Below are 11629 nucleotides of genomic sequence, written 5' to 3'. Positions count from 1 at the left end.
TGCTACCGGAGGAAAGGAGCCACCCATGGTCGACGCCAGGACAGGCCACACCGCAGCAGAAGTCGTCAAGCCGCTGCGTTCGCGAGACCGGCGGGAGGAGATCCTCCGGCTGGCGACCGAGAGCGGGCTGGCCAGTGTCGAGCAGTTGGCCGAGTGGTTCGGGGTGACCGCGTCGACGATCCGGCGCGACCTCGCGCGGCTCAGCGAGAGCGGCCGACTAGCGCGGACGTACGGCGGCGCCATCGCCGTGCCGAGCTGGACCGAGTTGTCGCTGTCGCAGCGGGACACCGAGGCGCACTCCGCGAAGCGCGCGATCGCCCGCTGGGCCGCGGCGCAGATCGAGCCCGGGAGTTCCGTCCTGCTCGATGCGGGCACGACCGTCGCCCTCGTCGCGCGCGAGCTCCAGACCGACGCGAACCTGACGGTCACCACCGCGAGCATCCCGGTGCTCGGTCACGTGCAGGGCCGCGACGACATCACCACGCACTGTCTCGGTGGCCGGTTGCGCGCGATGAGCGACGCGTTCGTCGGTCCGCTGACGGAGGCCGCGCTGGACCGGATGAGCTTCGATGCCGCGTTCCTCGGGGCCGACGGCGTGACCAGTGACGGCGGGATCTGCGAGGCCGAGCTCGAGCAGACCCGGTTGAAGGAACTGATGGCCCGCCGGGCGAACACGGTGTATGTGCTGGTCCACGCGGCCAAGCTCAACCACCGCCCGTTCCGCTCCTGGGCGCGGCTGGACGGTCCGTTCACCATCGTCACCGACGACGAGGCGCCCGCCGACGTGGTCGAGGAGTTCCGCCGCGCCGGCCGGGATCTGGTGGTCGTGCCTCGCGAGTCCTCCCGATGACAGCCCTGGTCATCCATGCCGACGACCTGACCGGGGCCGCCGAAACCGCTGCCCTGTTCCGCCACGTCAGCCTGCACGGCACGTCCCTGCACCTGCATTCCACGACACCCGGCGACGGCCTGACCGTGATCGACCTGGACACCAGGCACCTGCCCGCCGACCAGGCCGAGCGCTCGGCCCGTACGGCGCTCGCCGCCGGCACCCCGATCTTCACCAAGCTCGACTCAATGCTCCGCGGTAACTACGCCGCCCACCTGCGCGCGCTCGACCCGACCGAGCACCCGGTCGTCCTCACACCCGCACTCCCGGCCGCCGGGCGCAGCGTCGTGAACGGCCGGCTCCTCCTTCCCGACCGCGCTTCGATCGACGTGTCCGACGTACTCGCAGACCTCCCGACCTCCGTGATCGGCCCGTCGTTCGAGGTGGCGCCCAGCGGGATCGCGGTCGCCGACGCGGCCACGGACGAGGACCTCGACCGTCTGGTCGACGCCACCTGGGACGTCCCCGGCATCCGGTACGTCGGCGCCGGCGGGCTGGCCGCCGCGATCGCCCGCCGGTTGGCGACCGGCGCCCCACCGACGCCGTCGCTTAGCGCTGCGACCGGCGTCCTGTACGTCGTCGGCACCGCCGAACCCGTCGTCAACGAGCAGATCCAGGCGCTGCGCGAGTGCACCGACATTGAGTGCGCGACCGTCACTCTCGACGAACTGCTCCCGATGGACCGGCTGGCCGCAGCGCTGGACTCCGGCGCCGGCGTGATCCTGAAGGCCCCGGTCACGCCGTCCGACGCCGCTGTCGTCGCCAACACGCTCGCCGCCGCCACCTACGAGCTTCTTGCCCAGAGCAACGGTCAGCCGGCCCTCGTGCTGACCGGTGGTCACACCGCCCGCACCGTGCTGGACAGTCTCGGCATCGATCACCTCACGGTCGTCGACGAGATCCATCACGGCGCGGTCCTGTCCCACACCCGCGACGGTCGGCCAGTGGTCACCCGTCCCGGGAGCTTCGGCGAACGCGATTCGTTCGCCGCCATCCACGCCGTACTCCGCCCGTACTCCGTCCGGAAGGCCACCACATCGTGACAACCCCAGCCCCTCAGGAACTGCCCCGGATCGCCGTCACCATGGGCGACGGCGCCGGTGTCGGTCCGGAAGTCTGTGTCGGCGCGCTGATCGCGCCCGAGGTCGCCGAGCTCTGCCGCCCGATCGTCATCGGTGACGCGGAACGGCTCCGTCAGGCCGCCACCATCCTCGGTGTCAGCGCCGAGATCGTCGCCGTCGAGAAGGTCGAGGACGCGCAGTTCGCCCCCGGTCGGATCAACGTCGTCGACCTTGCGCTGCTGCCCGCCGACCTCCCGTGGGGTGCCGTCAGCGCGGTCGCCGGCGACGCGGCGTACCACTATGTCCGGGTCGCGGCCGAGCTCGCCCAGGCTCACCAGGTCTCGGCGATCTGTACGGCGCCGTTGAACAAGGAAGCCCTGCACGCCGGCGGCCACCTGTATCCGGGCCACACCGAGATGCTCGCCGACCTCACCGGTACCGAGGAGGTGTCGATGATGCTGTCGACGCCGAAGGTGAAGGTGATCCACGTGACCACGCACATCGGCCTGATCGACGCCGTCGCGCGGATCGAGCCGGGCCTGGTCGAGCGGACGATCCGCCGTGGGTACGCCGCGATGCAGAGCGCCGGAATCGCCGAACCGAAGATCGGCGTCTGCGCGATCAACCCGCACGCCGGCGAGAACGGCCTGTTCGGGTACGGCGAGGAGGCGGAGAAGATCGAGCCCGCCATCACCGTGGTCCGCGCCGACGGGATCGACGCCCGCGGACCGCTGCCCGCCGACACCGCGTTCTTCCTGGCCGGTCGGGGTGACTACGACCTCATCGTCGCGATGTACCACGACCAGGGCCACGGCCCGGTGAAGGTGCTCGGCATCGAGACCGGCGTGAACATCACCGTCGGCCTGCCGGTGATCCGGACGTCGGTCGACCACGGGACGGCCTTCGACATCGCCGGCACCGGAACGGTCACGGTGGACAGCATGATCGAGGCGCTCCGCCAGGCGGCCGAGATGTCGCGAGCGGTGGTCAGCGGCTCAGTCGCGTGACACAGAGGCGATCTGTACGTCGACCCCGTGCCTGCGGAACTCCGCAACGGCCACGGGGTCGGCGGCCTCGTCCGTGATCAAGGTCCAGCCGTTCGGAAGCGGCGCCCAGGCGTGGAACGGGCGATGCCCGAGCTTCGCGGCATGCGCCAGAACATAGGTCTTCGCCGACTGCGCGGCCATCACTTCCTTGACCCGGGTCTGCCGCAGATCGGCCTCGTTGATCCCGTCGACGGCCGAGATCCCGTCACCGCCGAGGAACACCCGGTCGAACGTCATCCGCTCGAGCGCGATCTCCGTCAACGGACCGACCAGTCCGTGGCTGAGATGCCGCAGCGTCCCGCCCAGGCACTCCACGTGCACCTGCGGGGAGTCGGCGAGGATCATCATCGCGTCAAGACTGGCGGTCACTACCGTGACGCCCTCGCTCGCGCGCAGTTCGTGCGCCAGCGCGCTGACCGTCGAGCCGGCGTCGAGGAGCACGGTCTCACCCGGCTGGATGTCGGCCGCGGCCCGGTGCGCGATCGCGCGCTTGGCCTCGAAGGCCTCGCCGAGCCGCTGTTTCATCGAGGCCTCGTGCGACGTGAGCACGGGGATCGCGCCGCCGTACGTGCGGGCCAGCTCACCCACGCGGGTCAGCTCGGCCAGGTCCCGGCGAATCGTCGAGGCCGCCACCTGATAGGCGGCGGCCAACTCGGCAACGGTTCCGATGCCGACACTCTTCGCCCGCCGGACGATATCCGCCCGGCGTTCGTCTCCCGGCAGTCTCCTCACGCGGACCTGAACCCCCGTTCGTCGAGGAACACCGTCAATCCACCCACCACGCTGACACCGAAGAATACGGCCAGTGCGGGGTATCGGCCCATCACGAACGACAGCACCACCGCGACCGCGACGATCAGGAACGTCGCGGCCGGGTGCGACAGCGCGTACCACCACGCCGTCCGGATCGTGTCCCGGGCCGGTCCGCGGTCGCGCACGTAGAAGTAGGGGAGGTGCACGACGGTGACGATCACCATCGCCCCGACTGCCACGGCGAGCGCGAACATCACCTGGCCGAGCGGGCCGCCCTGACCGCGGGCGATCATCGCGTCCGCGACCAGGAGCGTCCCGACCAGCACAACGGCGTACCCGAGGAGGTTCGCGCGCAGCAGGTCGGCGCGAACCTCGGTCCAGAACAGGCGGGCGGTCCGCTGCTCCCGGCTCTCCGGATCGGTCAGCCAGCGACGCAGTACGGCGTACATCGCGGCCGTGGCCGGGAACGCGCCGACGACGATACCGCCGGCCAGCGTGGTGGCGAGCCAGAGCAGGTTCAGCCAGGCCAGCCGCGCGATCCAGTCACAGGCCACCGCGACACTCGAGTTCACCCGGATCATCGGGTCACCCCTTGACCGCGCCGGTCAGGATGCCCTTGCTGAAGTAGCGCTGGGCCCAAGGGTAGAAGCACAGGATCGGCACGATCGCGAACACCATCGTCGCCGCCTGGATGTTCACCGGGTAGATCTGGTGCCCGTGCGACTGGATCTGCTGGAACGACGCCGAGTCCGCGTCGCCGGCGATCAGCAGGTTGTACAGCACCAGCTGGATCGGGGCGAGCGAGCGGTCCCGGAAGTAAATCAGCGGGATCAGGAACGAGTTCCAGATCTGCACCGCGTAGAAGATCGCGATGGTCGCGATCACCGGACGGGACAGCGGCAGGTAGATCCGCCACATCACCTGCAGGTCGTTGGCGCCGTCAACGAACGCCGACTCCTCCAGCTCGTCCGGGATCGTGCGCAGGAACGAGATCGTGACGATCAGCAGGAACGTGCTGAACCCCCACGGGATCACCATCACCAGCCAGTTGTCGACGAAGCCGAGCTTCTGGTTGACGATGTACGCCGGCACGATGCCCGCGTCGAAGATCCAGGTGACGATGAACCCCATCAGGATCACGCCGGCGCCGACCAGCCGCTTCTTCGACAGCGCGTACCCGGTGAGGAACGTGATCACGACCGAGAACGCCGTACCGGCGGCGGTGTACCACGCGGAGTTGAGCACGCCGCGCAGGATGCCGAGCCGCGGCGTCCCGAGGACGTAGCGGTAGGTCTCGATGTTCAGGCCGCGCGGCCAGCCGAACACGTGCCCGGCGGCGACGAACCGGCCGTCGGACAGCGACACCGAGATGATGTACAGGAACGGGTAGATGCACAGCAGCGCGATGATCACCAGGATCGTCGTGTTGACCACGCCGAACGCGCTGATCCGGGATCGCTGGGACGTGACAGCCATCAGAACAACCCCGAATCGTTGACCTTCTTGGCGGCCCGGTTGGCCGCAACGACCATCACCAGCGCGATCACGCCCTGGATCAGACCGACCGCCGCGCCGTAGCTGTAGTTGGGGAACCCGCGGGACGCGAACGCCTGCCGGTAGACGTAGGTCTGGATCACGTCCGCCGTCTCGTACACGCTCGGGTTGTACATCAGCAGGATCTTGTCCAGGTCGACCGTCAGCACCTGCCCGATCGCCAGGATCAGCATCACGATCATCATCGGCCGGATCGACGGCAGCGTGACGTGCCACATCTGCTTCCAGCGCCCGGCGCCGTCGATCTGCGCCGCCTCGTACAGCGCCGGCGAGATCGAGGCCATCGCCGCGATGTAGATGATCGTGCCGTAGCCGAACGTCTGCCACACGTTCATCCCGATGTAGAGCGGGCGGAACCAGTTCGGCTCGGCGAAGAAGAACACCGAGTGCCCGCCGAACGCCTCGATCACCTTGTTCACCAGACCGCCCTGCGGCGACAGCAAGGTGTAGAGGATGCTGACCAGCACCGCCGACGAGATGAAGTACGGCACGAAGCTGAGCGTCTGCACCGACTTCTTCAGCCACTTGGTGCGTACTTCGTTCAGGAACAGCGCGAAGATGATCGGGATCGGGAACGAGAACAACAGCGTCCCGAACGCCAGCAGCACCGTGTTCTTCACCAGCTTGAGGACCCCGGGGTCGCTGAGGAACCGCTGGAACTGGTCGAACCCGACCCAGTGGCTCCCGCTGATGCCCTGGAACGGGCTGTACTGCTGGAACGCGATCACCAGTGCGCCGACCGGCGCGAACTTGAACACCACCAGGTGGATCAGGCCCGGGACGAGGATCAGGTACAGCAACTTGTCGCGGCGCAGCGACCGCCCGAGCCGGGCGAGTCGGCCGCGGCCACCGGCCGGCCGCTGGGAAGCGGCCGGCCGGGTGGACGGGCGGGTCAGTTCAGTCGTCGCCATCATCGACTCACTTGCTCGTCGCGGACCAGGCGGCGTTCTCGATGTCGTTGAGCTGCTGGTAGCCCTTCTGGTTCGCCTGCGTGACGAACTGGTCCCACTCGCTCATCGGCCGCTTGCCGTTGACGAACTTGGTCACCTCGGCGAGCACGTACGGCTCCACCGCGGCCAGCAGATCGGTGCGCTTCTTCAGCTGGTCGGAGTCGTACTTGATCACCGGAGTGTCGGTCAGGTACGCGTTGAAGTAGTCACCGGCGAAGGACTTCGTCTTCTTGTCCATCCACTGGTAGTACGCCTGGTTGTCCACCGGCGCCGGGAACGTGAGCCGGTCCTGCAGGAAGTTCCACGCCTTGGTGCCGGCCGGCTTGTTGCCCTCGACGGCGAAGTCCAGCGTGTACGCCGGCTTACCGCTGACCACCTTGTACGACGTACCCTCGACGCCGAAGTGCATCGCGGTCTCGCCCTTCTCGGAGTACAGGTTGTCGACGAACTTCATGATCGCGTCGGCGTTCTTGGCCGACGAGCTGATCGCGAACACCCGGTTCAGGTTCCACTGCTGGTTCGCCGGAACCTTGCCCTGGGCACCGGTCTGGGTCTTGAAGGCCGGCATCACGTCGATCGCGTACTTCGGGTCGTTCTTCGGGCCGCCGTTCTCCAGGAACCAGCTCGGCCGGGTGAAGAAGTCGTCCGAGACGGTGCCGCGACCGGTCAGCATCTTGGTCTGCCAGCTGTCCTCGGTGTTCGCACCGGCGATCCACTCGGGGTCCACCAGACCCTCGGTGTACAGCTGGTGGTACCAGGTGATCATGTCCTTGAAGCCCGGCGCCTGCAGATCGGTGTTGCCGAGCTTGTCGTCGTAGATGCCGTGGATCTTGCCGCTCTCGTCGGCGCGGAACGCCGCGTCGTACGCGTACGCCCAGCGCAGGAAGGCGTCCCGGCCGGTCAGCGGGAAGTAGTTCTTGGTGCTCGCGTACTTCTTCTTCAGCGCCCGCAGCGCGTCGGTGAGCTCCGCCGTCGTGGTCGGCGCCTTGGTGATCCCGGCCGCGGTCAGCATGTCGGAGCGGTAGAACGTCACCGGCGAGATCCGCGGCGACTCGGCCGGCAGCCCGTAGATCTTGCCGTCCTTGGCGGTGATCAGCTGCTTGTACTTCGGGTGCGCGTCGATGTACTTCTGCAGGTTCGGCGCTTCCTTGGAGATCAGCGGCGCGAGGTCCTGGAAGGCGCCCTGCTCGCCGTACACCTCGGTCTGCGAGATGTTCGCGATCACCGCGTCCTGCACCTTGCCCGAACTGAGCGCCAGGTCGAGCTGCTGGTAGTAGCCGTCTTCCGGCCCGCCGTCGATCGTTTCGACCTTCACGCCGGACTGTTTCTCCAGCTCCGGCAGCCAGTTGAGGTCGTCGAGCCAAGCCTTGAACCGGTCCGGCAGCCGGTAACTGAACTGGGTGTCGGACCCGCCGCCCGACCCCTCGTCACTCTGGCCCGAACAGGCGCCGGCGACCAGACCGATGGCCGCGACCGAGGCGAGAACACGGGCGAACCGGATCTTCCTCATGTGGGTACTCCTTCATGCTGGGAACACGCTGGGAACGTTTCAAAGGCAGGCGGGTACGCGGCGGCGGAGGTCGTCCGACCCCGGCACCCGACGGCATTCCTGCCGTACCCCCATCACCTGCAGCTCGCTGAAGACTGTGCGGAGCACGCTACTGCGCGAATCGCGCGCTGTCTAGCGTTCCGCGCAGCCAGAACCCCAATTCCTGCTCATCTCGCGCAACTTTCGCACCCCATTTGCGCGCGACGCTCGCCCCAAGTCCCCACATAGCTCAATCTGCGCACCCCACGCACCTATCCATCACCGCCAAACCCTCCGCCGTCCACCGTTTCTCAAATAACGGGCCGGCCGTCGCGAGGGGAGCTGCTCAGTGGGTGAGGGCTGCGTGTTTGCCGGTGGTGAGAGATTGGCCTTGGTCGATCATCTGTTCGGCGAGGCGGTCTACTGCTTGGGAGAAGGAGTCGGTGTTGTCGGGGTCCCAGTCGGACAGGTGGTTGAGGATCCAGACGCGGAAGGCGCCGACGAAGCGCTGGAACATCTCCAGGCCGAGGGTGGTGAAGCGGTAGTGGCCGAGAGTCTCGGAGAGGTAGCCGTCGGCAACCAACTGGGTGGCGAGCGGTTCGAAGGCGCCGGGTGGGACGCGCAGGTCGCCGGTGATCTCGGCGAGGGTGGCGGAGCCGGACTCGGCGCCGCCGCGGAAGACGCGCATGATCATCCAGGCCTCGGCGGCGCTGAGCGGGAGCCCGGACTCCGCGAGTACTTCGGGCGCGGGGTTCCGCTTGTGGTGACGGACGACGAGGGCCGCGAGCTTCTGCAGTTCGTGCTCGGAGTCGAACGACGCCGGCGCCGCGAAGTTCTCGCCGACGTCGGCGGCCGCCATCCGGGCGGTGTCACGCAGCGGCACCTCCTTCAGCAGTAACGCGGTCAGGAAACCCAAGCCCGCGACCGGCACCGCCCAGAGGAACACGACGTGCAGAGAGTCGGCGTACGCCGCGGTGATGACGGAGCGTGCCGCGTCAGGGAGCGAGCGGACGCCCGCGACGGTCGACGCCAAGCGCGGATCGACCTGGGCCGTCTGGACCGCGACGCCCAGCTTCTCGGGCAACTGGTGCGCGTAGATCGAGCCGAACACCGCGACGCCGAAGGAACTGCCCATTGTGCGCAGGAAGCTGACCCCGGAGGTCGCCACCCCGAGATCGGCGTAGTCGACCGTGCTCTGCACGACGACGGTCGGGACCGGCATGCAGAGCCCGACGCCCAGTCCCAGCACGATCATGTACGCCGCGGTCACGACGTACGGCGTGGAGTTGTCGAGGAGTGAGAGCAGGAAGAGCCCGACTCCGATGAGCACCGTGCCGGCGATCGGGAACAGTCGGTACCGTCCCGTCTTGCTGATGATCTGCCCGACCAGCACGGACGCGACCAGCAGCCCACACACCAGCGGCAGCATCTGCAGCCCGGACTCGGTCGCCGACGCGCCGTGCACGAACTGCAGGTACGTCGGCAGATACGTCACCCCGCCGAGCATCGCGAACCCGATGATGAAGCTCATCACCGAGCACACCGTGAACACCCCGGACCGGAACAACCGCAGCGGCAGCAACGGCTCGGCGGCCCGCTGTTCGACGAGCACGAAGATCCCGAGCGCGAGGATCGACCCGACCGCCATCGCGATGATCACCGTGGACGTCCACGCGTACTCGTTGCCGCCCCACGTCGTCACCAGCGTCAACCCGGTCGCCGCGAGGCCTATGAACAGGATCCCGAGGTAGTCGATCTTCGGCCCGACGGCGGCCTTCACCGACGGAAGGGTGATCGAGGCAACGATCAGCACCAGGATGCCGAGCGGCAGGTTGACGTAGAACGCCCACCGCCAGCTCAGGTGGTCGACGAACAGCCCACCGAGCAGCGGCCCGGCGACGGTCGACACCCCGAACACGGATCCCATCACGCCCTGGTACCGGCCGCGCTCGGCCAGCGGTACGACGTCCGCGATCACCGCCATCGCGGTCACCATCAGGCCGCCGGCGCCGAGGCCTTGGATCGCGCGGGACCCGACCAGCCACAGCATCGAGTCCGCCATCCCGCAGAGTGCGGAGCCGGCCAGGAACAGTACGACGCTGAGCAGGAACATCGGCTTCCGCCCGTACAGATCGCCGAACTTCCCGATCAGCGCGGTCATGATCGTCTCGGCGAGCAGGTACGACGTGACCACCCAGGACAGATGGTTGGCGCCACCCAGGTCACTCACGATGGTCGGCAACGCGGTCGCGACGATCGTCTGGTCGAGGGCCGCGAGCAGCATTCCGAGCATGATCGCGACGACGACCGCGTTCCGGGTGCCGCGTCCGACTGGCTGAGCCTCGGTGTCCATAAGCCGAATGTAACCGTCTCAGCACTTTCTGCTACAGCATCAGCGCTGCGATCCGGTCAAGAAATAGTGCCGCACCGAAGAACGGGTAGTGGTCGGCCTCACCGGCCTCCGATCGCCTGGGTTCCTCCGTGAATGTCTGGCGCAGACCGACCACTACCCGTTGCTCGGTTCGCCGCTGTCGGGGTTCCGTAGGATGGGTGGGTGCCGTCGACACTGCCCGAGGGGGAGGTTGCGCCCCGGGATGGGGCGTTGCCGGATGCCGCTGTGCGTGAGGCCGGTTCGCGGCCGCTGGGCTTCTACCTGCACGTCCCGTTCTGCGCGTCACGCTGTGGGTACTGCGACTTCAACACCTACACCGCCAAAGAACTGGGCGGCGGTGGTTCGCAGGCGTCGTACGCCGACACCGCGGTCGAGGAGGTCCGGCAGGCGCGCCGCGTGCTCGGAGACCTGGACCGGCCCGTCGACACGGTGTTCTTCGGTGGCGGTACGCCGACCCTCCTGCCTGCCGCGGATCTCGGGAAGATGCTCGCCGCCGTCCGGGACGAGTTCGGTCTCGCGCCCGGTGCGGAGGTGACGACCGAGGCGAATCCCGAGTCGGTGGACCCGGCGTATCTCGAGGGTCTGCTGGCGGCGGGGTTCACGCGGGTGAGTTTCGGGATGCAGAGCGCGTCGTCGCACGTGCTCAAGATCCTCGATCGGCAGCACACCCCGGGCCGGGCGCTGCAGGCGGTCAAGGAGGCGGCCGCGGCCGGCTTCGAGCACGTGAACCTTGACCTCATCTACGGGACGCCGGGGGAGACGCTCGACGACTGGCGGGCGTCGCTGGAGTCGGCGTTGTCGGTGCAGCCGGATCACGTCAGCGCTTATGCGTTGATCGTCGAGGACGGGACGCAGCTCGCGCGGCGGATCCGGCGCGGTGAGCTGCCGATGCCGGACGACGACGATCTCGCTGACAAATACGTGCTGGCCGACGAGTTGCTCACGGCCGAGGGACTGCGCTGGTACGAGGTGTCCAACTGGGCGCGGACCGACGCGGCGCGCTGCCGGCACAACGAGCTGTACTGGCGCGGCGACACCTGGTGGGGGATTGGGCCGGGCGCGCACAGCCATGTCGGTGGGATCCGCTGGTGGAACGTGAAGCACCCGAGCGCGTACGCCGAGCGCATCGGTGCGGGCGAGAGTCCGGCGTACGCCCGCGAGACGCTGGACGAGGAGACGCGTCGGATCGAGCGAGTGCTCCTCGAGGTCAGGTTGTCGGCCGGCCTCCCGCTGGAAGTCCTCGACGACGCGGGCCGAGCCGCGATCGACCAGGTGGTCGCCGACGGCCTCGCCGTGATCGCCGACGGCGCGTTGACGCGCGAGGCGAGCGAGGTTCGCAAGGCGAGCGGTCGAGCGGTGGGTGGCGAGCGGCTTGTGCTGACCGACAAGGGTCGGCTGCTGGCGGACGCGGTGGTCCGCGACCTGCTGCCGTAACTGATCCGCGACCCCTGCCGTA

10 protein-coding genes are annotated in these 11629 nt (G+C 68.1%); 4 read left to right on the top strand and 6 right to left on the bottom strand.

Annotation, left to right across the window (positions count from 1 at the left end; genetic code table 11):
• Nucleotides 1-25 precede the first annotated feature (25 nt).
• From AC0662_RS25905 to pdxA, 3 genes are read left to right on the top strand one after another with little or no spacing between them, the layout of a single operon-like run.
• Nucleotides 26-850 (top strand): DeoR/GlpR family DNA-binding transcription regulator, encoded by an 825-nt coding sequence (locus AC0662_RS25905; RefSeq protein ID WP_452194466.1) that lies wholly within the window; start codon nucleotides 26-28, stop codon nucleotides 848-850.
• A complete protein-coding gene (locus AC0662_RS25900) occupies nucleotides 847-1932 on the top strand; it encodes a four-carbon acid sugar kinase family protein (RefSeq protein ID WP_452194465.1) in 1086 nt (361 codons plus the stop codon). Before AC0662_RS25905 ends, AC0662_RS25900 begins: the two co-directional genes overlap by 4 nt.
• Nucleotides 1929-2957, top strand: a complete 1029-nt coding sequence (gene pdxA / locus AC0662_RS25895; RefSeq protein WP_452194463.1) for a 4-hydroxythreonine-4-phosphate dehydrogenase PdxA — start codon at nucleotides 1929-1931, stop codon at nucleotides 2955-2957. The genes AC0662_RS25900 and pdxA overlap by 4 nt, the downstream gene beginning before the upstream one ends.
• Here pdxA and AC0662_RS25890 read toward each other — a convergent pair.
• The 6 genes from AC0662_RS25890 to AC0662_RS25865 all read right to left on the bottom strand — a co-directional run bounded on the left by AC0662_RS25890 (nucleotide 2946) and on the right by AC0662_RS25865 (nucleotide 10134).
• The gene (locus AC0662_RS25890; RefSeq protein WP_452194462.1) at nucleotides 2946-3728 is read right to left on the bottom strand and encodes a DeoR/GlpR family DNA-binding transcription regulator; all 783 of its coding nucleotides are present in this window, start codon (nucleotides 3726-3728) and stop codon (nucleotides 2946-2948) included. The genes pdxA and AC0662_RS25890 overlap by 12 nt on opposite strands.
• The gene (locus AC0662_RS25885; protein ID WP_478303802.1) at nucleotides 3725-4330 is read right to left on the bottom strand and encodes a YesL family protein; all 606 of its coding nucleotides are present in this window, start codon (nucleotides 4328-4330) and stop codon (nucleotides 3725-3727) included. The genes AC0662_RS25890 and AC0662_RS25885 overlap by 4 nt, the downstream gene beginning before the upstream one ends.
• A gap of 4 nt (nucleotides 4331-4334) precedes the next feature.
• Nucleotides 4335-5225: a carbohydrate ABC transporter permease gene (locus AC0662_RS25880; protein ID WP_452194458.1), complete on the bottom strand. Its 891-nt coding sequence runs from the start codon at nucleotides 5223-5225 to the stop codon at nucleotides 4335-4337.
• A complete protein-coding gene (locus AC0662_RS25875) occupies nucleotides 5225-6214 on the bottom strand; it encodes an ABC transporter permease (RefSeq protein WP_478303799.1) in 990 nt (329 codons plus the stop codon). Before AC0662_RS25875 ends, AC0662_RS25880 begins: the two co-directional genes overlap by 1 nt.
• 7 nt (nucleotides 6215-6221) lie before the next feature.
• Nucleotides 6222-7763 (bottom strand): extracellular solute-binding protein, encoded by a 1542-nt coding sequence (locus AC0662_RS25870; protein WP_478303797.1) that lies wholly within the window; start codon nucleotides 7761-7763, stop codon nucleotides 6222-6224.
• A gap of 364 nt (nucleotides 7764-8127) precedes the next feature.
• Complete coding sequence (locus AC0662_RS25865) at nucleotides 8128-10134, bottom strand: MDR family MFS transporter (RefSeq protein ID WP_478303795.1); 2007 nt, start codon at nucleotides 10132-10134, stop codon at nucleotides 8128-8130.
• Between the two features lie 201 nt (nucleotides 10135-10335).
• Here AC0662_RS25865 and hemW point away from each other — a divergent pair, with 201 nt between their 5' ends.
• Nucleotides 10336-11607, top strand: a complete 1272-nt coding sequence (gene hemW, locus AC0662_RS25860) for a radical SAM family heme chaperone HemW (RefSeq protein ID WP_452194450.1) — start codon at nucleotides 10336-10338, stop codon at nucleotides 11605-11607.
• Nucleotides 11608-11629 lie beyond the last annotated feature (22 nt).

The sequence above is a fragment of the Kribbella sp. NPDC043289 genome (assembly GCF_056436705.1).
Note: the sequence above shows the minus strand (reverse complement) of the source record. Positions and strands in the feature narration are given on the sequence as shown.

What these genes read in the sequence shown, in the direction of transcription:
- AC0662_RS25900 (WP_452194465.1), top strand. Translation starts at nt 847, where the DNA reads ATGACAGCCCTGGTCATCCATGCCGACGACCTGACCGGGGCCGCCGAA.
- AC0662_RS25905 (WP_452194466.1), top strand. Translation starts at nt 26, where the DNA reads ATGGTCGACGCCAGGACAGGCCACACCGCAGCAGAAGTCGTCAAGCCG.
- AC0662_RS25870 (WP_478303797.1), bottom strand. Translation starts at nt 7,763, where the DNA reads ATGAGGAAGATCCGGTTCGCCCGTGTTCTCGCCTCGGTCGCGGCCATC.
- AC0662_RS25875 (WP_478303799.1), bottom strand. Translation starts at nt 6,214, where the DNA reads ATGGCGACGACTGAACTGACCCGCCCGTCCACCCGGCCGGCCGCTTCC.
- AC0662_RS25880 (WP_452194458.1), bottom strand. Translation starts at nt 5,225, where the DNA reads ATGGCTGTCACGTCCCAGCGATCCCGGATCAGCGCGTTCGGCGTGGTC.
- AC0662_RS25865 (WP_478303795.1), bottom strand. Translation starts at nt 10,134, where the DNA reads ATGGACACCGAGGCTCAGCCAGTCGGACGCGGCACCCGGAACGCGGTC.
- AC0662_RS25885 (WP_478303802.1), bottom strand. Translation starts at nt 4,330, where the DNA reads ATGATCCGGGTGAACTCGAGTGTCGCGGTGGCCTGTGACTGGATCGCG.